The sequence below is a fragment of the Pseudomonas mercuritolerans genome (assembly GCF_025706525.1).
In the GTDB taxonomy this organism is placed as follows: Bacteria; Pseudomonadota; Gammaproteobacteria; order Pseudomonadales; family Pseudomonadaceae; genus Aquipseudomonas; species Aquipseudomonas mercuritolerans.
Map to the genome: position 1 here is coordinate 482,424 of NZ_JAMSHA010000006.1, position 18,020 is coordinate 500,443.

Sequence of the window (18,020 nt, forward strand, 5' to 3'; positions counted from 1 at the left end):
AGCCTGCTCGCGAAGGGGCCTTCAAGAACACCACCAGACTAGTTCTTGCTCTCGATCTTCCCGCCCGCATCCGGATCATAAAAATCCGGAATCTCGTATTGGTATTTCTTCAGCCAGCGCTGCATCGCCAGTTCGCGTTCAGTGGCGGTGGCGCTTTGCGGTTTCGGCGAGGCGGCTTTGTTGCGGCTTTGCAGGACAAGCCAGCCTTCGGTTTCCTGTTGTTGCGCCGAGGCCGGGCCGGTGTCGATGGCGTGGGCGCCGAGGGGCAGGGTGAGCAGAGTCAGGTAGCACAGGCCTTTGCGGATGGTCATGGCTGTCTCCTTATTCGAGCGTCGGCGGTAGCGGGTCGATGAAGGCGGCGACGCGGTCGCCGGGTGTGGCTTTGGCGTGGGCCGGGGCTTTGAGTTTTTCCGCGCGTTGCTGCGCTTCGGTGAATTGTTCCGGGGTCAGTTTCGAGCGGCTGACGATTTCCGCAGCTTGGGGCCAGTCGTTCTGGTAGAGCAGCAGGGTGACCATGTTCAGCGTCGCCAACTGATTGTTCTGGCTCAGTTCGATGGCGGTGAGGAATTCGAATTTCGCTTCGTTGAGGCGCAGTTGGTTGAGGTAGACCACGCCGAGGTCATTGCGGATTTTTTCGTCGGTGGGCGCCAGGCGCGCGGCGCGTTGCAGGTGGGCCTGGGCCTGGCCGTTGTCGCCACGGGCGGCGTAGACCTGGCCCAAGCCATGTTCGGCCTGGGCGGTGAGGCAGCCGCCGAGCAGGCTGCGGTAGAGCGGCTCGGCTTCGCTGCGACCGAGCAGGCGATAGACCTTGGCTTTGCGCAGGCGCACTTCGCTGAGGTTGTCCGGCAGGCTTTGCAGGTTGGCGAGGCTGGCGTGGAGCTTGCCGTCGCTGGCCAGATCATCGGCGAGGTTCAGCGACAGTTCCTGCTCCGACGTGAGTTTGCTGCAGCTGGACGGCGACAGCAGCGAGGTCCACGGCGCCTGGCCATCCGTGGCGCAGCCGCTGAGCAGCAACAGACTTGCCATGACTATCAGTACTTTCATCAAACGCTCTCCATGAGCCAAGGTCAGTTTGCGAACGCGCGGGCAATGGCGGTGAAGCCCGGGCCGGCCAGTACGATCAGCAGGGCGGGAAACAGAAACAGCATCATCACCACCGACATCTTCGCCGACATTTTCGAGATGTATTCCTGCAGCCGCGTCAGGCGTCGGTCGTCCAGTAATTGCTTGAGCGCCAGCAGTGATTTCATCGCACCGCCGCCCTGGTGGATCAGTTGCTGGAGGATCACGCAGGTGTCGGTAAATTCGTCCACCGCGAGCATCACCGCGGTCTTGTTCAGCTCCTGACCCAGCTCCAGACCGGAGTCGACGCGGCTGAGGATCAGGCGCAGTTCGCTGGTCAGCTCCGGCAGCAGTTTCTGCGCTTCGACGCTGAGCACGCGCAGCGCTTGTTCCACGGCCATGCCGGATTCGAAGAGGATGCGCAGCAGCGGAATGAACGTGGAGATTTCCACGGCGATGGTTTTCTGCCGGCGGGCGGCGGCGTAGGCGAGCAGGCGTTTGGGCAAGAGATAGCCGCCGCCCGCAGCGAACATCGGCGCCATCCAGCGGTGGCTGGTCTGTGGAAAAAACACTTCCTGCAAAAAGATCGCCAGCCCCAGAGCGAGCAGCGGAGTGCCGATCTGGCAGGCGGCGAAGAGCGCGCGTTCGTTGGCGCGGCGCCAGCCGAGGCGGCCGAGCAGGGTCTGGGTTTCGCTGTCGATGCTCACCGAGCCCCGGCCGAAACGGCTGTTGCCCAGCGCGCGCAGCCAGTGGCCGAAGCGGTTTTCCCGGACCAATTGGCCGTGCAAGCGCTGATGCACCTGTCGCACGCGGCGGCGCTCGGTGAGCAGGTGATTGCCCAGCAATAACAGCGAACCGAGCAGCAACAGCAACGCCGCGAGCCAGACCATTTCAAACGCTCCGCAACATGCGCCACAGCGCCAGACTGCCCAGCACCTGCAACGCGGCGGCGCTGAGCAGCATGGTCTGGCCGCTTTCGTCGTGCCACATGCCGAGCATGTAGCCGGGGTTGGTCAGCATGAAGTAGCTCACCAGAATCAGCGGCAGCAAACCCAAAACCCAAGCGGTCATGCGCGTTTCCCCAGTCAGCGCGCGCAACTGCCGCGCGCCCTGGTCGCGCTCGCGGATCAGTTTGATCAGATTCTCCAGCAGTTCACTGGCGTTGCCGCCGTAGCGATGATTGACCTTCAGGCCGAGGGCGAACATGCGCAGTTCATCCTGCTCGTAGAGTTCGGCAAAATCGCTGACCGCATCGGGGAGGTTCACCCCCAGTTGCACGTTGCGCTGCACCCGGCCCATGGCCGCTTTCAACGGATCTTCACTGGCCTCGATGCCGCCCAGCACCGCATCGCTCAGCGTGCGCCCGGACTTGAGACTGCGCACCGTGTAGTCGAGCAGTTGCGGCAGTTGTTCGATCATGCGGCGGATCCGTCGGCGGTAGCGGACGGCGATGAACAGCCGCAATGCAACGGGCGGTGCAATCAGCATGAGCACCAGCCCGCCCCAGCTCGCGGTTAAAAATCCTGCTGCCATCGCTGCTGCCCACAGGCTCAGCCATTGTCCGAGACGTTCGCTCAGCCGACCCAGTCCCGCACGTAGAAACATGCGTTCCAGTCCCACCCATCTGGTCTGCTCGACGACCAGTTGCGGTTGCCCGGCGGCGAGTCGGTTGAGAACCTTTTCCGTCGCGGTCTTGCGCAGGCCTTGCAGGAACAGATAGATCGACAGCCCGAGCAGCATCAGGCAGATGGCGATAAGAATGATCGGTCCCAGCATCTGCGTGCTCCTCGCCGTCAGCCCAGGTGAGCGTCGTGGCGCAGCTTGTCGCCGGCCGGGTTGACCGCTTCGCGCACAAAGCCAAAGCCCGTGCGACGGTCGAGGCGGAACAGGGTGTTGGTGACGTAGACATCCTCGCGAATGCCGACCACTTCCACCACTTCGCTGACGCAGCGCCGGCCATCGGGCATGCGTGTCAGTTGAATAATCACGTCGAGGGCGGCGCAGATCATCTGACGCAGGGTGCGTTCGGCGATCAAGCGCCCGGTCAGGCCCACCAGCGTCTCCAGACGCAGCAACGCGTCCTGGGCATTGTTGGCATGCACGGTGCTCATCGAACCGTCGTGGCCGGTGTTCATTGCGGTGAGCACGTCGACCACTTCGACGCCACGGATCTCGCCGAGAATGATCCGGTCAGGACGCATGCGCAGGGCGTTGCGAATCAGGTCGCTGGCCTTGACCTCGCCATGCCCCTCAGCGTTGGGGGGACGGGTTTCCAGACGCACCACATGCGGATGGCCGAGTTGCAGCTCGGCGACGTCTTCGATGGTCACCAGCCGTTCGTGCGGGTTGATCAACTGGCTGAGGATGTTCAGCAGCGTGGTCTTGCCGGTGCCGGTGCCGCCACTGATGAGGATGTTGCAGCGCCTGCCCACGGCGTTCTGCAGGAATTCGAAAATCGCCAGATCGATGGTCTGCATCGCCATCAGGTCGGTGCTCTTGAGCATGTCCTTGCGGAACTTGCGGATCGACAGGCACGGGCCGTCGAGGGCGATCGGCGGGATGATCGCGTTGACCCGGCTGCCGTCGGGCAGGCGCGCATCGACCATCGGCGAGGACTCATCGAGGCGGCGCCCAAGCGGCGCAAGAATGCGCTGCATGACCCGCTCGACGTGATGCGCGTCGATAAAACGCAGATCGCTTTGATGCAGTACGCCGTCGCGCTCGATGAACACCCGGTGCGGGCCGTTGACCAGAATCTCTGTCACCGACGGGTCACGCAGCAGTACTTCCAGCGGGCCGAAACCGGTGAGTTCGTCGACGATTTCCTCGCCGAGGCGCTCCATTTCGTAGCGCGAGATCGCCAAGTGCAAACGCGCGATGTATTCGGCGACCTTGTCGGTGACGAACTGCGCCAGTTGCTGGCGTGAACCTTCCAGCAGGTTTTTTCCTGACTCCTCGATGGCGTCGATGATGTAGCGGTGCAGCACCAGTTTCAGGCCTTCGTGATCGCTGTTGCCGATCGCTCCGCGTGGCGTCGCGCCAAAGAGTTTTTCTGCGCTCATGAGTGGCCTCGCAGACGATCGAACCAGGTGACTTTCGGTTTGCTCAGGCCTTCGGAACGCTTGGCCAGACGCTCGCCGAGGGCGCGCAGGCTCTGGGTGAGTTTTTCCCGGGGCGCCAGTTCGAAAAGGCTGACGCCCTGGTTTTTCGCGTTCAGGCGCACGTCGGGACTGAAGGCCAGCACGGCGATGACTTCCAGATTGAAGGTCTTGCCCAGGGTTTCGGCATCCGGCGCGACGTTGCTCAGGTAGCGATCGATCAGCAAGCGCCCGTGCTCGAGTTTCATGCCTTTCTCGCGCCATTGGTTGAGCACGGCAAGATTGCGTCGGCAGTTGAGGACGTTCTGGTCGGTGTACCAGAGCAGTTTGTCGCAATGACTGACGAAGGTGCGCAACGCCTCACTGTCGGCTTGCCCGGTGAGGTTCACGACAATGTGTTGGAAGTGCTGGCGCAAAGCACTGAGCAGCATGTACAGCTCGGCGGCACTGGTGGATTCCAGCGGCTCGTCGCTGTTGGCGTAAGCAAGAATGCGCAGGCCGTGGTCGGCGCTGGTGAATGCGCTGTCGATCAGCGTCGCGTCGAGGCGGCGCAAATGACGCAGGGCATCGCCGAAGTGAAACGAACTCTCCAGACCCAACAGCGCCAGACTGTCGCCACGCGGCAGACCGAGGTCGAGCAGCAGGGTTTGCTGGCCGCTTTTCTGCACGACCATGGCCATGTGATTGGCGATCAAGGCGCCGTCCGACGCGCCTTGCACACCGTACAGAACGGTGAGGCCGCCGAGCTGGGTGCTAGGTGTAACGGCCGGGAGACGCTTACTCAGGCGCCGCACCAGTCCGGCGACTTCGCTGGAACGCGAGCCATAGGCGACAAAATCCCGCGCACCGGCGCGCATCGCATTCAGCACAAGCTGATTGTCCATGCCGTCACCGAGCGCAACAATCGCCAGCATCGGCTTGGCTTCCAGCGCACCTTCGATCAGCGCGCTCTGCGCGACGACGTGCTCGCGGTCGAGACCGACGAAGACCAGACTGGCGAACGTTACATCGACCAGTGCGAGCAATTCATCGAGGCTGCCGGCACCGGCGCTGACCACCTGGCCGAGTGGCGCGAGGGCGCTTTGCAGCCATTCCAGATCGGTGCTGTTGCGGGTGATGGCGAGGAAGGTCTGACTGAGATTCTGGTTCATTGCGACAACCCGCTGCGCTTGTCGAAGTTGCCGTTCTCGAGGAAGAACATGCGATAGAAATTCGGGTCGTAATTGCGCAGTTTCTCCCCCGGCAACGACGGCAAACGCGCGTCCGCCGCCAATGGCTGGACCAGATGCGGGGTGACGATCATCAGCAGTTCGCGCTCTTCGCGCTTGATCTGCGAACCCTTGAAAAAAGCCCCGAGGATGGGAATGTCGCCAAGGCCCGGAAACTTGTTCACCTGCGAGCTGTTGGTGGTGCTGATCAAACCGCTGATGACAAAACTTTCGCCATCACCCAGCGACACGCTGGTGTCGGTACGGCGGATGGTCAGCGCCGGAACGGTGGTGCCGGCGATGTTCACCGCGTTGGCAAAATCCAGTTCGCTGACCTCCGGGGCGACCTTCAGCGCGATGCGATCGCGGCCGATGATGGTTGGCGTCAGGGTCAGGCGGATGCCGAATTCCTTGTACTCGATCGACACGCTGTCGCTGCCGGAACTGGGCACCGGAATCGGGATTTCCCCGCCGGCCAGGAAGCTCGCACTCTGCCCGTTCAACGCCACCAGACTCGGTCGCGCCAGGGTGTAGGCGAAGCCGCTGGTTTCCAGGGCGTTGATGATCGCCATGGTCTTGCCGCCGACCCAGGAGAAATTGAACAGCGAGTTATCCACCGGCAGGCGCGGCTGCGGCACGCCGTCAATCGGTGGCAGCGTGCCGGGCGAGCCGAACAGGAAATTGCCGCGCGTGCCGATCAGCGACGCCGTGGCTTCCTTGAGTTTGGTGCGGCTGACTTCGACGAAGCGAATGTCGGTCTGCACCTGCGATGGCAGGGTCGGATCGTCGGACGGCACGCTGCTGGTCAGCGCCGTGGTCGCCGCGCCCTGGACGAAGACCATGGCTTGCTGCGGCTGCGCCGAACACGCGGTCCACACCATCAGGCTGGTTGCGCCGGGGCCGACGCCCGTGAGCAGAAAGGACGAACCGCCATTGGCATGCACGTCGGCAATTTTCGGGTCGCCCACTGCCAGCCGAGTGATTGCCACAGGTGACTGCATGTCCTGCTGGAAGCCTTCACCGATCTCGATCACCGAGGGCAGGCGCGGCAGTGCCGAGCAATTGCCCACCGCCGCGAGGGCGGTATCCATCGTCAATCCCAACAACAGCAAGGCCCGGAGCGCCGGTTTCAATGTCGGTCTGAGTCGACTCTGCATGCACGTGAATCCTTGCGCAGTCATGGGGTTTGTTGGCTGATCTGGTTGCCGCGAATGATTTCCACCGCAGGCCTGGGCGCCGCGCCGGCACTGGCGGTGGCAGGTGCTCTTTGCGCGCTGCCCAGAGCGAGTTGAGTGAACTGGAAGAGCTGGCTGTTGGCGCGATCCAGGTGCGCGGGCGATTGCGCTTCGCCGGCCCAGTATTTGGCCAGCCGTTGTTCTTCGCTGCTGCGCACCGCGAGACGCAAGGTGCCGACTTGAGTGGCGAGCATCAGGCGGCTGAGCAGTTGTTCCGGCACCGCCAGCACCACGGTGCGTGCGGCGATGCGGCGCTGGTCCTGTTTGAGTTTTTCTTCGGCGCTGAGGCTGGGCGTCGCCGGTTGGCCGTCGTTGGTCAGGCCGTACTGATCACCGATCCCGAGCACGCGCAGGGCCGGAACGGCGATCTGCGCCGACTGCTGCAGATTGCTCGCGTCCTCGCGCAGATACAGCAGCACATCAACGTAATCGCCCGGCAGCAACTGCCCGGCGGCACCGATCACTTCATCGACGGCCACGGTCAGTGCGCGCTCGTCGCGGCGAATCATCCGCGCCAGCGCACCGCCGGCCTGGAAGCTTTCGTCATTGAGCCAGGTGCCGGCGCTGAGGTGGCGCCAAGGCGTGCGGCCGACTGCTTGTTCGATGCTGGTCAGGCTGCCGGCCGGTGCGCTGCGCAGTTTTTCCACGGTCACATCGGCGGCGGTCAACGGCGTGAACGGCGCTACATCGTGGAGCACGACCACCACCGGTTGGCGGGTCTGGTCTTCGGCAATCGCGACAGTCTGTTCAACGCTGGTCGCAGGGGCGACGGGTGCCTCGGCGACTGGGGCCGGCTGACGACTGAGCACCAGCCCCCAGTAACCGACAAAAACCGCACCGAGCAACAGCAACGCGGCGAGGCTCATGGTGACGCGACTGTTCATGACGGCTCTCCCTTTCCTGCTGTACAACCGACGGCATCTGCTTGTGAAGGGCTTACTCATTCGGCAGCTATGAACATGCAACTATTTCGCTATTTCCACGCTAGCTGATCCAAGCAAAAGCGCCATTAATGACAGGCAAATAACCCACCAAAAGTATGAGTCCCGGCCAATTAACGGCAGGAAGTGGCCGAGACACATTGGCATTAATGCTTTGTGATTAATGCGTTCTTACAGTTGTTGGGTGGGGGTTTGTTGACAATGCTCAAGTGGCCCGGTGGAACCTTGCCGCGGTGGTGATGTCGGCGCCAGAGGCGCGAAGGAGTGGAGCTATGTTTGGTGTGACTTTCGATTATCTGCTCGCCAGGGCTCGCGCGTTTGCCCGCAGCGAAGAGGGTGCTTCAGCGATTGAGTATGCGATTGTGGTGGCGATGGTGGCAGTTGTTGTCGTCGTGTTCGTGACGCCGATCGGCGCGAAGGTACTCGCGATATTCAACTCGGTACTGACCTCGCTGGGCGGTACAGCGCAAGTGCGTCCGACCACTTGATGGCTATCTCTTCTTCCTGTTCGGTGTCTGTGCGTAAGTGACAGGTGCGCCCAGGCATTGACAGGACCTCCGTTTGCCAGCGTCCGACCATGTCGGCGCGAGGAGAATGTCCATGCTGCTTGATTATTTGCTGACGCGGGTTCGAGCATTTCTGGCTAGCAGTGACGGTGCCTCTGCCATCGAATATGCGATTGTCGTGGCGATGGTTGCCGTGGTGGTTGTGGTGTTTGTGACACCGGTTGGCGCGAAGGTACTGGCGATTTTCAACAGTATCCTGGTGTCGCTCGGTGGCACCGCGCAGACGGCTCCGGTGCAGACGCCCTGATTGAAGTGCCGGTCGCGTCTGGCCAACGGCGCGCTACACTGAGATTTACTTTCAGTATTTCGGGGCTGCCCATGAATTCTCCCTCGCTGCCGCGCCAACAGTTGCTTCTGGTTGACGATGAAGAAGACGCGTTGCTGGAGTTGGCGGAGTTGCTGGAGGGGGAGGGGTTTACCTGTCATACCGCGACGTCGGTGAAGCTGGCGTTGCATCTGCTGACCCGGCATCCGGATATTGCTTTGGTGATTACTGATCTGCGTATGCCGGAGGAGTCGGGCATGTCGTTGATCCGGCGGTTGCGTGAGCATACGTCGCGGGAGCATTTGCCGGTGATTGTGATGTCGGGGCATGCGGATATGGAGGATGTCAGCGATATGTTGCGGTTGCAGGTGCTGGATCTGTTTCGCAAACCGATTTATCACGTGAGGTTGTTGGAGACCCTGGATAATCTGTTTCCCAAGCCTCGGGTTCAGGCTGGGTGAACTCGGCGGCCTTTGGGCCGACCGTGTTCTTGGGGGGTGGGTGAATATCCGTTGCTGCGGGTGTTACGGCTGGCGGTTTCGCCCTTACGGCGACTTACTTTTTTACAAGCGCCTAAAAAAGTAAGCAAAAAACGCTTGCTCCTACGTTCGGCCCTCGCAGGCTCGGGTTCCTTCGCTCCGGGATCGATCCGGGCGCAGCGGCTACGGTTTGCTTCGCTGCACCTCCTTCCGCTGTGTCTGGCTGCGCCAGACGGTCGCTGCGCTCCCACGCCCGGATCAATCCCTCCACTCAGCCTTCCGACGTCGCCGGTGGATCAAGATCAAGAGCACTCGAGCTTGCGCTCATTGTTGAGTGGTGCGGCTTCGCCGCGGGCAGCTGCGCTGCTTTGCTTTTGCTTTTGTGGGAGCGAGCCTGCTCGCGAAGGCGGCCTGCCTGCCAACCTGTTTCTCACTGATGTACTCGATTCAAACTGTGGGAGCGAGCTTGCTCGCGAAGGCGGCCTGCCAGCCGACCTGTTTCTCGCTGATGTACTCGATTCAAACTGTGGGAGCGAGCCTGCTCGCGAAAGCGGCCTGCCAGCCGACCCATTTCTTCCTGATGTACATCAATCCTGTGGGAGCTGGCTTGCCAGCGAAGGCGGTCAGCCAGCCAACCTGTTTCTCACTGAACGCACCCGATCAAACTGTGGGAGCGAGCCTGCTCGCGAAGGCGCCCTGCCAGCCAACCCATTCCTGCCTGATGTACATCAATCCTGTGGGAGCTGGCTTGCCAGCGAAGGCGGCCAGTCAGCCAACAACGCTCTGCCTGACTCACCACCTGCGCAATCAACCTCTTGCTCTTGTCACTCCGGCACAAGCCTGTCCAGTACGCGGTTGACCGCCAGTTCGCCCAGCATGATCACTTGCTGTATTCCCAACAGGGAATTGCGCTGTGGTCCATCGATAAATCCGGCGAGGTCGCTGGCCATGATGCTTGCCGAGGCCAGTGATTCGCAGGCATGGACCAACAGGGTTTCGTTGTCCGCAGCCGGGTCGACGATGAACAGGGTGCTGGGTTTGCGCGGTGCGGCAGGGTTTTTGATGAGGCGGGGGTTGAGGTAGTAATCGATGGCGCGGTCGGCGGCTTCCTTGAGTTTTTGCGCTTCGACGAGCGGGTCGGCGAAGGTCGGATCGGCAAGGGGTGGATCGGGCGTTATCTTTTTCACGGGCTCAGTCTCCTGATGGAGTAGGGCCGCAACCGGTTCGCGACTAAACGAAAGGGAGGCAGCTGCACGCAGGTTAGTCGACCGATGAGCCACGAAATCGGCGCGCCCGAAGGCGCCCTGCGCACAGCCACCATCATGTGCAGGTATGCAATACCTGGCTGACAGGAACCTGTGCGTCGTGGACAAGCGGGCGACTAAACCCGACCACTGATGAGCAGTGGCAGGCAAACGATAGAACCCGCGCCCCAGGCGCACAAGCCGGCGGATTCTGGCGTAGCCGTAGGCAAAGGCGCAAGGATTTGTGGGTTGTTGCGAGGTAGCGGGGCGTGTGTTTAAACGGCTGGTTTAAGTGCTGCGATAAATCGGTTGAATAGCCGAACGCTTTCGCGAGCAGGCTCGCTCCCACAGGGACGGCGGTTGTACTGAGGAACCGTGAACACCGCCGAATCTGTGGGAGCGAGCCTGCTCGCGAAGGCGGTGCGTCAGTCAAAAAAATCCTGACTGACACACCGCTCGGCCCTTACAACTGGTAACTGAAACTGATGCTGTAGCGAGGCTTGCGATTGAACGTGTCCAGCGCTTCATCGGACATGGCCTTCGCCACTTCCAGCGCGACGTTGTAGTACTTGGCATCGCCGAACCTCAGTCCGAGCGCGGTGGATGACAGGTTGTTGGCCTGCACCGGCAGTTGGTTGAACCAGCTGCGCGAGCGGTCGACGACGACGTAGGGTTGCAGGATGCGCACCCAGTTGCCGTCGCGGTTGAAGCTGTAGTTGACCTCGTAGGCCACGCCCCAACCCTTGTCGCCCGAGGCCTGGTCGTCGGGGTAGCCACGGCCGAAGTTTTGCCCGCCGAATACGGCGCGTTCGCTGTCGGGCAAGGTGTCGTCGCTCCAGTACAACGCCGCCGAGAGCACGCCTTGCCAGTTGTCGAGAAACTTGTCGCTCTGCACGCCGGACAGTCTGACGCGGAAGAAATCCAGGTCGATGTCGTCGTAGTTGGTGTGTGCGCCAAGGCTGTCGAAGCCCTGGTAGACGCCGGCACTGAGGATGCGCAGTTGGCGGGCGTCGGCTTTGCGCCAGTCGCCTTCGAAAGCCAGGGCGCGGACGTCGGTGCGTAGTTCGGTGCTGAAGGGAAAGTTGATGCCGTCGTAGCGCGTCTTGTCGTCGACCGCGTATAAGCGCGAGCCGGCGGTCAGCAGTTCGTTGGCGGAGGCGATCAGGGGCGTGCTGAAGCCGATCGAGTAGCGGTCGTTCTCGCGATGGGTACTCAGGCGTCCGCCACCGCCGACCAGCACTTCGGTGTCCGGGTCGGCGCGGTAACGCGAGGCCGAGACGTTGAGTTGCGTGCCTTCGGTATCGAGGAACTGGCTGTAGTCGAGACGGTAGTAATGCTCTTTGTCGTCGCCCGGTGGGAACAGGCCGCTGAGGCTCAACTGTTCGCCCATCGAGGTCTGCGAATTGCTGCTGATGCCGAGCAACGCCTGCGGGCCGTTGCGATTGTCTTCGGTGGTACTCAGGGTGCTGGTGAACGGTTTGCGACTGGCCTGGGCAACCAGGGTGGTCGCGCCATCGGTGGTGCCGGGCGGTGGCACTTGCGCTTGAATGGTTACCCCGGGAATGCGGCTCATCAGCGTGGTGTAGCGCTCGAAGGTCTTGCGCGTCAGCGGGCGTTCGGCCTGGATTTTCGCGGCGAGTTTGTCGAGCAGACTTTTGACCCGGCCGATGTCGCCCTGCATCTGGATATCGCGCACGTAGCCCTCGACCAGCACCACGCGGGCCACGCCATCATCGAAGTTCTGTTGCGGCAGGAACGCGTAGGACAACAGATAGCCGTCCTGCTGATAGCGGCGGGTGATGTTGCGCGTGGCTTCGATCAGTTCGGCTAGGCTGGCCTGGCGGCCGATCAGGGGCTTGTAGATTTCAGCGAGTTCGTTGAGCGGGTAGATCGTGCCGCCTTCGATCTGCACGGTCTTCAGGTTGACCTTGGTTTCCATCAGCAATGGCTGTGCGGCGGTCGCACCCGGGTCCGGCACTTGCAGCGGCGCTGCGCTCGGCCGATAGGCGTCGGCGGGCAGGTTGGGTACGGGGAGGTTGCGGATGGTTTCGTTGCTGTTGAGAAAGCTGGGCAAGGTGTCGGCGAGGGCAGCGGAACTGAGGCTCAGGCACAGCAGGGATGCCAGTACGCGCATAGGACACTCCATGGTCAGAACACAGCACAGGGCAGATTTTTCCTTAGAAAAAAGGCGGAAGACTCGTGGGAATCTTCCGCCCTCAACCAAGCGTAGGCGCTGTAGGTAAGGCCGTCGAATCGGCCAGGTGCAATTTAGCGTTGAGTGCCGCTCAACGCGCCGGTCAGGCCACCGAGTACCCCGCCCAGACCGCCAGTTGTGCCGCCAGTGGCAGTGCCGCCGTTGACCAGACCACCGACCGCTGCCACGGTGCCGCCGACGTTGGTAACCAGACCGCCGACAGCAGTGGTGACCGGATTGTTGGTTGCGGCAATCGCCCCGCCGAGACTGCCCACCGCAGCGCCGACCTGACTTGTGATACCTGCAACCGGAGTGCCGAGACCGGTAGCGGCGCCGACCTGTTGAGTCACAGTGGTGACTGCGCTGGTGACCGGATTGAGGCCTGCGCCGACTGCGGCGCCGACGCTGGCCAGCGGCGACGTGGTTGCAGTGATCGGGGTGCCCGAGCCGCCGAGTACGGTGTTGATCGAAGCAATCGTGTTGCCCAGCCCGCCAGCGGTGACGCCGCCGGCGCTGACCACGCCGCTGGTGCTGCCGGCATTCAGACCGCTGCCGACGTTGACCACCGCACCACCCACGGTTTGCAGCAGACCGGTGCCGCCAAGCCCGCCACCGATGCCGCCGATGCCGCCAGTACCCGAGCCAGTGCCATTGGACACCAGGCCGCCCGCTTTGCCGACCGCCGTGCCGGTGTTGCTCAGGGCGCCGCCGAGGGTGTTGGTCAGGGCATTGCCGCTGCCTGCGTCGGTGACTTTGCCGCCGAGGCTGTTCACCGTGCCGCCCACTTTCGAGATCACCCCTTTGAGCGGATCACCCAGGCCGGTGGTAACGCCAAGTTTGTCGGTGGTGCTTTCGACCATGGCGATCACCGGCACCAGGCCGCTGCCGACCTTGTTGGTCAACTGGCTGGTCGGGCCGCTGGTCAGTGAGGTGTTGAGGGTGTCGCCAAGCATGGTGACTTTTTCACCGATGCCATCGACCAGCGGCGCCACCCGGGTGACTACACCGCCAACGACGGGAACGCTACGGGTCGTTGTGTTCAGTTTGACGCTGAGGTCCGACACGCCGTCGCCAACATCGGAAACCGCGCCGCCAAGCGAGGCCACGGTGGTGGTCAGGCCATTGGGGTCAGTGGCCAGTTTGCCGATGCCATCAGTGACGCCATCGCCCAAGGTGCTGACCACGTTGCCGGTGGTGTTGGCCACGCTTTGGACGATGCCGCCAGCGACCGGAACAGTGCTCAGCGAATCGCCGATCTGGCCGATGCCATCGCCGACACCGCTGACGGTTTTGCCGACGTCCTGAACAAGTGTTGTGGTCACCAGCGAAGGTGCAGCGGGATTGGTCGGGTTGGTGGGATCGGTCGGGTCTGTCGGATTGGTTGGGTTGGTCGGATCGGTGCCACCGCCAGTTCCACCAGTGCCACCGGTTCCACCAGTGCCTGCGGTATCGCCACCAGTGCCACCTGTGCCGCCGGTGCCGGCAGTATCGCCGCCGGTCCCGCCGGTCCCGCCACCCGTGCCACCGCTGCCATCGGTACCCGCCGTGCCGTCCGCCGTCGAGCTGCCCGAACTGCTGCGATGGCCGCCACCGCCGCTGCTGCAGCCGACGAGTCCCACAGAAAGAATCAGTGCCAGCGCGATTGCCGATTTGGACCACATCACTTGAGTTTTCATGATTGAGATTCCTGCACCTGTCACAACGTTACGTTGCCTTCGATGGCTCGCCGATCTGTCGTCGGCGATGCCTCGTCCGTGGCTGTAATCTCAGTCGACGGCAGGGTTTTCACCATTCTCAAGTTGGTATTAACCCCTTTATATAAAGGGCTCGGCGCTATGCCGAAGGACTAATACCCCGGTAATAAACGGGCAAAAAAAAGCCTTGAAATTCAAGGCTCGGTTTTTTCCAAAGCGGCGGGCAGGGCGCGGAAAAACTTAAGTGATATATACACAATTAACGGGTTTTTCCGCCCCGCCAGATCAGGCGATCGGTTGCCATTGACCGACCATATGTTCCAGGTCGCCGGCACCGATCAGGCGCAACTCACCGCTGGAGCCTGCGGCACTGGCCAGCAATGTCACTTCACTGGGCAGGCGCACCGGTTTGCGAAAGTGCACGGCGATTTCCAGGTTGGCTTTGGGCAGGTGATCGGAGAGTGCCGCCAGTGTCCGTGCCTTGTTCCACAGTCCATGGGCAATCGCGGTGGGAAAACCGAACAGTTTGGCGCTCGCCGCACTGAGGTGAATCGGGTTGAAGTCGCCGGAGACTTTCGCATACTGGCGACCGATATCGGCCGGCGCAGTCCAGCGCGTCACTTCGTGCAAATCCTGTGACGGCTGCCAGTCCTGAGCCAACGCCTCGCCCTCGAGTTTCACGCCGCGACAGAGCATGCGGCTTTCGGCTTCCCACAGCGGCCCGAGCTGATCGTCCAGGGTAGTGAGCAGATCGAACGTCGCGCCCTTGGCATGTGGTTGCAGGTTGTGCACACGCACGCTGACTTGCGCGCGGCTCATCGCGCCCATCGGCCGCAGCACGCGGATGCGGTTGCTCAGGTGAATCAGCCCCAGCAGCGGGAACGGAAAATCCCTGGCCGTGAGCAATTGCATCTGCAAGGCGAAGGCGAGGATGTGTGGATAGGTCGGCGGCAGCAGGCCGTCATCGACGAAACCGCAGACTTTGCGATAGGCCGCCAGCCGTTTGCTGTCGATATCGACCCAGCAGCGCAGGCCGCTGTCGGGCAGTTGCGTACCGGTGATTTTGCGTCGCGTCGCTGCGCGCGAATAAAGCCCCGGCAGACTCGGTTCGCGATCCAGCGTGTGCCATTCAATGCTCATGCTCAAGCCCCCAGAACACTTTGCCCACAGACCCGCAACGCCTGCCCGGTGAACGCGCCCGTGCCCGGTTGCGCCAGCCACGCCACGGCTTCGGCGACGTCTTGCGGCAAACCGCCCTGGCCCAGCGAACTCATGCGCCGCCCGGCTTCGCGCAGGCCGAACGGAATGTGCGCGGTCATTTGCGTTTCGATAAAACCCGGGGCGACGGCGTTGATGCTGATGCCGCGTTCCAGCAGCGTCGGCGCCCAGGCCTGGGCCAGACCGATCAGGCCAGCCTTGCTCGCCGCGTAATTGGTCTGGCCGCGATTGCCGGCGATGCCGCTGATCGAGGCGAGCAGGACCACCCGTGCGTTGTCGCGCAGGGTGCCGCTGTCGAGCAGCGCCTTGGTCAGCACTTGCGGCGCGTTGAGATTGACGGCCAGTACCGCGTCCCAGAATTCCGGGGTCATGTTGGCCAGGGTTTTGTCACGGGTGATGCCGGCGTTGTGCACGAGGATGTCGAGGCCGTCGGGCAGCTGTTCGATCAAGTGCGCGGCGGCGTCATCGGCGCAGATATCAAGGGTGATCGCCCGGCCGCCGAGGCGCGCGGCAAGGGCCTCGAGGTCGGTCTTGGCCGGCGGTACATCGAGCAGAATCACCTCGGCGCCATCCCGGGCGAGGGTTTCAGCAATCGACGCGCCGATGCCGCGCGCGGCACCGGTGACCAGCGCCTTGCGCCCGGCCAGCGGGCGGGTCCAGTCAGTCACCGGCGTGGCGCACGCGGTCAGGCGAATTACCTGACCGGACACGAATGCACTTTTCGGCGAGAGGAAGAATCGCAGCGGGCCTTCCAGTTGATCTTCGGCACCTTCGCCGACGTAGATCAACTGCAACGTGCCACCGCCGCGCAGCTCTTTGGCCAATGAGCGGGAGAAGCCTTCAAGTGCTCGCTGCGCACTCGAGGCGAACGGGTCGCCCAGGCTTTCCGGAGCACGGCCGAGGATCACCAGATGCGCGCTATGGTCGAGATTCTTCATCAATGGCTGGAAGAATTCGCGCAGTTGCTTGAGCTGGTCGGTGTGTTGCAGAGCGCTGGCGTCGAACACCACCGCTTTGATTTTCGGCCCGTGGCCGGGGATCCACGCGGTGGCCAGCGAGGGCTCGGTGCCGTAGCTGTAGATCGCGTCGGTCAAGCGATTGGCAAACCGGCTGATCCGTTCGGCCAGCGGCCCGCCACCGAGCAACAGGGCGCCCTCGATCGGCCGCAGACGCCCCGCCTGCCAGCGTTCCAGCCGCACCGGCGACGGCAGGCCCAAGGCCCCGACCAGACGATGGCCGAAGGATGAGTTGGCGAAGTCGATATAGCGGTCAGACATGGAACGCTCTCCAGAAGTTGGGGTTCAAAGTGTGGACTGCCTACGGCAATCAATCGTTCGATCGGCGCAATAAGGCCTACGCTGGAACATTCAGGTTTAGCAGGTATTGCAGATTAATGCGGTTCATGTGGGAGCGAGCCTGCTCGCGAAGGCGGTGCTTCAGGCCCTGAAGTGCTGAATGTGCCGGCCTCTTCGCGAGCAGGCTCGCTCCCACAGGGATGTGCAAATTCGACCATTTGGAACAGGAGCTTTTCATGACCCAGCTGCGCCGCGTCGCGATCATCGGCGGTAACCGCATCCCTTTCGCCCGCTCCAACGGGCCGTACGCCACGGCCAGCAATCAGGCGATGCTCACCGCCGCGCTGGAAGGCCTGATCGAACGCTACAACCTGCACGGCCAGCGCATCGGCGAGGTGGTGACCGGCGCGGTACTTAAATTGTCACGGGATATGAACCTGACCCGCGAATGTGTGCTCGGCTCGCGCCTGTCTCCAGCGACGCCGGCCTATGACATTCAGCAAGCCTGCGGCACTGGTCTGGAAGCGGCGTTGCTGGTGGCCAACAAAATCGCCCTCGGCCAGATCGACTGCGGGATTGCCGGCGGCGTCGACACCACTTCCGACGCGCCGATCAGCGTCAGCGAAGGCCTGCGCAGGATTCTTCTACAGGCCAACCGCGCCAAGAGCACCGGCGACAAGCTGAAAACCCTTTTGCAGTTGCGCCCCCGGCATCTGATTCCCGAATTCCCGCGCAACGGCGAGCCACGCACTGGCCTGTCCATGGGCGAGCACTGTGAGCTGATGGCGCAGACCTGGAATATCCCCCGCGAAGAACAGGATCAACTGGCCCTCGAAAGCCACCACAAACTCGCTGCTTCCTACAGCGAAGGCTGGTACAACGATCTGATGACGCCGTTTCTTGGCCTGACCCGCGACAACAATCTGCGCCCGGACCTGACCCTGGAAAAACTCGCCACGCTGAAACCGGCCTTCGAGAAAAGCGCCAAGGGCACGCTGACGGCCGGCAATTCCACGCCGCTCACCGATGGCGCTTCGGTGGTGTTGCTGGGAAGTGAGGAATGGGCCAAAGCGCGCGGCTTGCCGATCCTCGCTTATCTGCGCGACGGCGAGGCGGCGGCGGTGGATTTCGTCAACGGTGCCGAGGGCCTGCTGATGGCGCCGGTGTACGCCGTGCCACGCTTGCTGGCGCGCAACGGCCTGACCTTGCAGGATTTTGATTACTACGAAATCCACGAAGCGTTCGCCGCGCAGGTCTTGTGCACGCTCAAGGCCTGGGAAGATCCGGAATATTGCAACACCCGCTTGCGGCTCGATGCACCGTTGGGTTCGATTGATCGCAGTCGGCTTAACGTGAAGGGCAGTTCGCTGGCGGCGGGGCATCCGTTTGCCGCGACGGGCGGACGGATTGTGGCGAATCTGGCCAAGCTGCTGGATGCGGCGGGCAAGGGGCGAGGGTTGATTTCGATCTGTGCGGCGGGCGGGCAGGGTGTCACCGCGATCATTGAACGCTGAAAGACCC

General features: G+C 62.5%; 18 protein-coding genes. 5 read left to right on the top strand and 13 right to left on the bottom strand.

Translation table 11 applies throughout. The features are described from left to right. Window positions 1-38: 38 nt before the first annotated feature. The 8 genes from ND528_RS19480 to cpaB are packed head-to-tail and all read right to left on the bottom strand — an operon-like array spanning window position 39 to window position 7,487. Window positions 39-311: a DUF3613 domain-containing protein gene (locus tag ND528_RS19480; RefSeq protein WP_130927037.1), complete on the bottom strand. Its 273-nt coding sequence runs from the start codon at window positions 309-311 to the stop codon at window positions 39-41. Between the two features lie 10 nt (window positions 312-321). After that, window positions 322-1,044 carry a tetratricopeptide repeat protein gene (locus tag ND528_RS19485; protein ID WP_130929666.1) on the bottom strand — a complete coding sequence of 241 codons (723 nt, stop codon included), beginning with the start codon at window positions 1,042-1,044 and terminating at the stop codon, window positions 322-324. A gap of 23 nt (window positions 1,045-1,067) precedes the next feature. Beyond that, a complete protein-coding gene (locus ND528_RS19490; RefSeq protein ID WP_110647081.1) occupies window positions 1,068-1,952 on the bottom strand; it encodes a type II secretion system F family protein in 885 nt (294 codons plus the stop codon). A gap of 1 nt (window position 1,953) precedes the next feature. Then, window positions 1,954-2,838 (bottom strand): type II secretion system F family protein, encoded by an 885-nt coding sequence (locus ND528_RS19495; RefSeq protein ID WP_263470956.1) that lies wholly within the window; start codon window positions 2,836-2,838, stop codon window positions 1,954-1,956. 17 nt (window positions 2,839-2,855) lie between these two features. Next, the gene (locus tag ND528_RS19500; protein ID WP_263470957.1) at window positions 2,856-4,124 is read right to left on the bottom strand and encodes a CpaF family protein; all 1,269 of its coding nucleotides are present in this window, start codon (window positions 4,122-4,124) and stop codon (window positions 2,856-2,858) included. Beyond that, a complete protein-coding gene (locus ND528_RS19505; RefSeq protein ID WP_263470958.1) occupies window positions 4,121-5,311 on the bottom strand; it encodes an AAA family ATPase in 1,191 nt (396 codons plus the stop codon). The genes ND528_RS19500 and ND528_RS19505 overlap by 4 nt, the downstream gene beginning before the upstream one ends. Beyond that, window positions 5,308-6,525 (bottom strand): type II and III secretion system protein family protein, encoded by a 1,218-nt coding sequence (locus tag ND528_RS19510; protein WP_073471824.1) that lies wholly within the window; start codon window positions 6,523-6,525, stop codon window positions 5,308-5,310. Before ND528_RS19510 ends, ND528_RS19505 begins: the two co-directional genes overlap by 4 nt. A gap of 20 nt (window positions 6,526-6,545) precedes the next feature. After that, a complete protein-coding gene (cpaB, locus tag ND528_RS19515) occupies window positions 6,546-7,487 on the bottom strand; it encodes a Flp pilus assembly protein CpaB (protein WP_263470959.1) in 942 nt (313 codons plus the stop codon). Window positions 7,488-7,816: 329 nt separating this feature from the next. On the opposite strand from cpaB, the gene ND528_RS19520 reads away from it, so the two are divergent. The 4 genes from ND528_RS19520 (at window position 7,817) to ND528_RS19535 (ending at window position 9,713) form a co-directional block, all read left to right on the top strand. Then, entirely contained in the window at window positions 7,817-8,032 is a 216-nt protein-coding gene (locus ND528_RS19520; RefSeq protein WP_130911677.1) for a Flp family type IVb pilin, read from the top strand. Between the two features lie 112 nt (window positions 8,033-8,144). Continuing rightward, window positions 8,145-8,357, top strand: a complete 213-nt coding sequence (locus tag ND528_RS19525) for a Flp family type IVb pilin (protein WP_110603764.1) — start codon at window positions 8,145-8,147, stop codon at window positions 8,355-8,357. 71 nt (window positions 8,358-8,428) lie between these two features. Further along, window positions 8,429-8,836: a response regulator gene (locus tag ND528_RS19530; RefSeq protein ID WP_137215907.1), complete on the top strand. Its 408-nt coding sequence runs from the start codon at window positions 8,429-8,431 to the stop codon at window positions 8,834-8,836. Between the two features lie 355 nt (window positions 8,837-9,191). Continuing rightward, window positions 9,192-9,713, top strand: coding sequence for a hypothetical protein (locus ND528_RS19535; RefSeq protein WP_263470960.1), 522 nt, complete (start codon window positions 9,192-9,194; stop codon window positions 9,711-9,713). Here ND528_RS19535 and ND528_RS19540 read toward each other — a convergent pair. From ND528_RS19540 to ND528_RS19560, 5 genes are all read right to left on the bottom strand, one after another. Beyond that, window positions 9,679-10,041, bottom strand: a complete 363-nt coding sequence (locus ND528_RS19540; RefSeq protein ID WP_263470961.1) for a DUF6124 family protein — start codon at window positions 10,039-10,041, stop codon at window positions 9,679-9,681. The genes ND528_RS19535 and ND528_RS19540 overlap by 35 nt on opposite strands. 520 nt (window positions 10,042-10,561) lie before the next feature. Further along, window positions 10,562-12,232: a ShlB/FhaC/HecB family hemolysin secretion/activation protein gene (locus ND528_RS19545; protein ID WP_263470962.1), complete on the bottom strand. Its 1,671-nt coding sequence runs from the start codon at window positions 12,230-12,232 to the stop codon at window positions 10,562-10,564. 134 nt (window positions 12,233-12,366) lie between these two features. Continuing rightward, the gene (locus ND528_RS19550; protein ID WP_263470963.1) at window positions 12,367-13,968 is read right to left on the bottom strand and encodes a collagen-like triple helix repeat-containing protein; all 1,602 of its coding nucleotides are present in this window, start codon (window positions 13,966-13,968) and stop codon (window positions 12,367-12,369) included. A gap of 303 nt (window positions 13,969-14,271) precedes the next feature. Beyond that, complete coding sequence (locus tag ND528_RS19555; RefSeq protein ID WP_263470964.1) at window positions 14,272-15,126, bottom strand: MaoC family dehydratase; 855 nt, start codon at window positions 15,124-15,126, stop codon at window positions 14,272-14,274. A gap of 2 nt (window positions 15,127-15,128) precedes the next feature. Then, window positions 15,129-16,481, bottom strand: coding sequence for a 3-oxoacyl-ACP reductase (locus ND528_RS19560; RefSeq protein ID WP_263470965.1), 1,353 nt, complete (start codon window positions 16,479-16,481; stop codon window positions 15,129-15,131). 254 nt (window positions 16,482-16,735) lie between these two features. Between ND528_RS19560 and ND528_RS19565 the strand changes: the two genes are divergently transcribed. Then, window positions 16,736-18,013: an acetyl-CoA C-acetyltransferase gene (locus ND528_RS19565; RefSeq protein WP_263470966.1), complete on the top strand. Its 1,278-nt coding sequence runs from the start codon at window positions 16,736-16,738 to the stop codon at window positions 18,011-18,013. Window positions 18,014-18,020 lie beyond the last annotated feature (7 nt).

Coding starts and splice junctions, on each gene's coding strand:
- ND528_RS19545 (WP_263470962.1), bottom strand. CDS start 12,232: ATGCGCGTACTGGCATCCCTGCTGTGCCTGAGCCTCAGTTCCGCTGCC.
- ND528_RS19485 (WP_130929666.1), bottom strand. CDS start 1,044: ATGAAAGTACTGATAGTCATGGCAAGTCTGTTGCTGCTCAGCGGCTGC.
- ND528_RS19520 (WP_130911677.1), top strand. CDS start 7,817: ATGTTTGGTGTGACTTTCGATTATCTGCTCGCCAGGGCTCGCGCGTTT.
- ND528_RS19565 (WP_263470966.1), top strand. CDS start 16,736: ATGACCCAGCTGCGCCGCGTCGCGATCATCGGCGGTAACCGCATCCCT.
- ND528_RS19495 (WP_263470956.1), bottom strand. CDS start 2,838: ATGCTGGGACCGATCATTCTTATCGCCATCTGCCTGATGCTGCTCGGG.
- ND528_RS19530 (WP_137215907.1), top strand. CDS start 8,429: ATGAATTCTCCCTCGCTGCCGCGCCAACAGTTGCTTCTGGTTGACGAT.
- ND528_RS19510 (WP_073471824.1), bottom strand. CDS start 6,525: ATGCAGAGTCGACTCAGACCGACATTGAAACCGGCGCTCCGGGCCTTG.
- ND528_RS19480 (WP_130927037.1), bottom strand. CDS start 311: ATGACCATCCGCAAAGGCCTGTGCTACCTGACTCTGCTCACCCTGCCC.
- ND528_RS19555 (WP_263470964.1), bottom strand. CDS start 15,126: ATGAGCATTGAATGGCACACGCTGGATCGCGAACCGAGTCTGCCGGGG.
- ND528_RS19500 (WP_263470957.1), bottom strand. CDS start 4,124: ATGAGCGCAGAAAAACTCTTTGGCGCGACGCCACGCGGAGCGATCGGC.
- ND528_RS19525 (WP_110603764.1), top strand. CDS start 8,145: ATGCTGCTTGATTATTTGCTGACGCGGGTTCGAGCATTTCTGGCTAGC.
- cpaB (WP_263470959.1), bottom strand. CDS start 7,487: ATGAACAGTCGCGTCACCATGAGCCTCGCCGCGTTGCTGTTGCTCGGT.
- ND528_RS19560 (WP_263470965.1), bottom strand. CDS start 16,481: ATGTCTGACCGCTATATCGACTTCGCCAACTCATCCTTCGGCCATCGT.
- ND528_RS19490 (WP_110647081.1), bottom strand. CDS start 1,952: ATGGTCTGGCTCGCGGCGTTGCTGTTGCTGCTCGGTTCGCTGTTATTG.
- ND528_RS19505 (WP_263470958.1), bottom strand. CDS start 5,311: ATGAACCAGAATCTCAGTCAGACCTTCCTCGCCATCACCCGCAACAGC.
- ND528_RS19550 (WP_263470963.1), bottom strand. CDS start 13,968: ATGAAAACTCAAGTGATGTGGTCCAAATCGGCAATCGCGCTGGCACTG.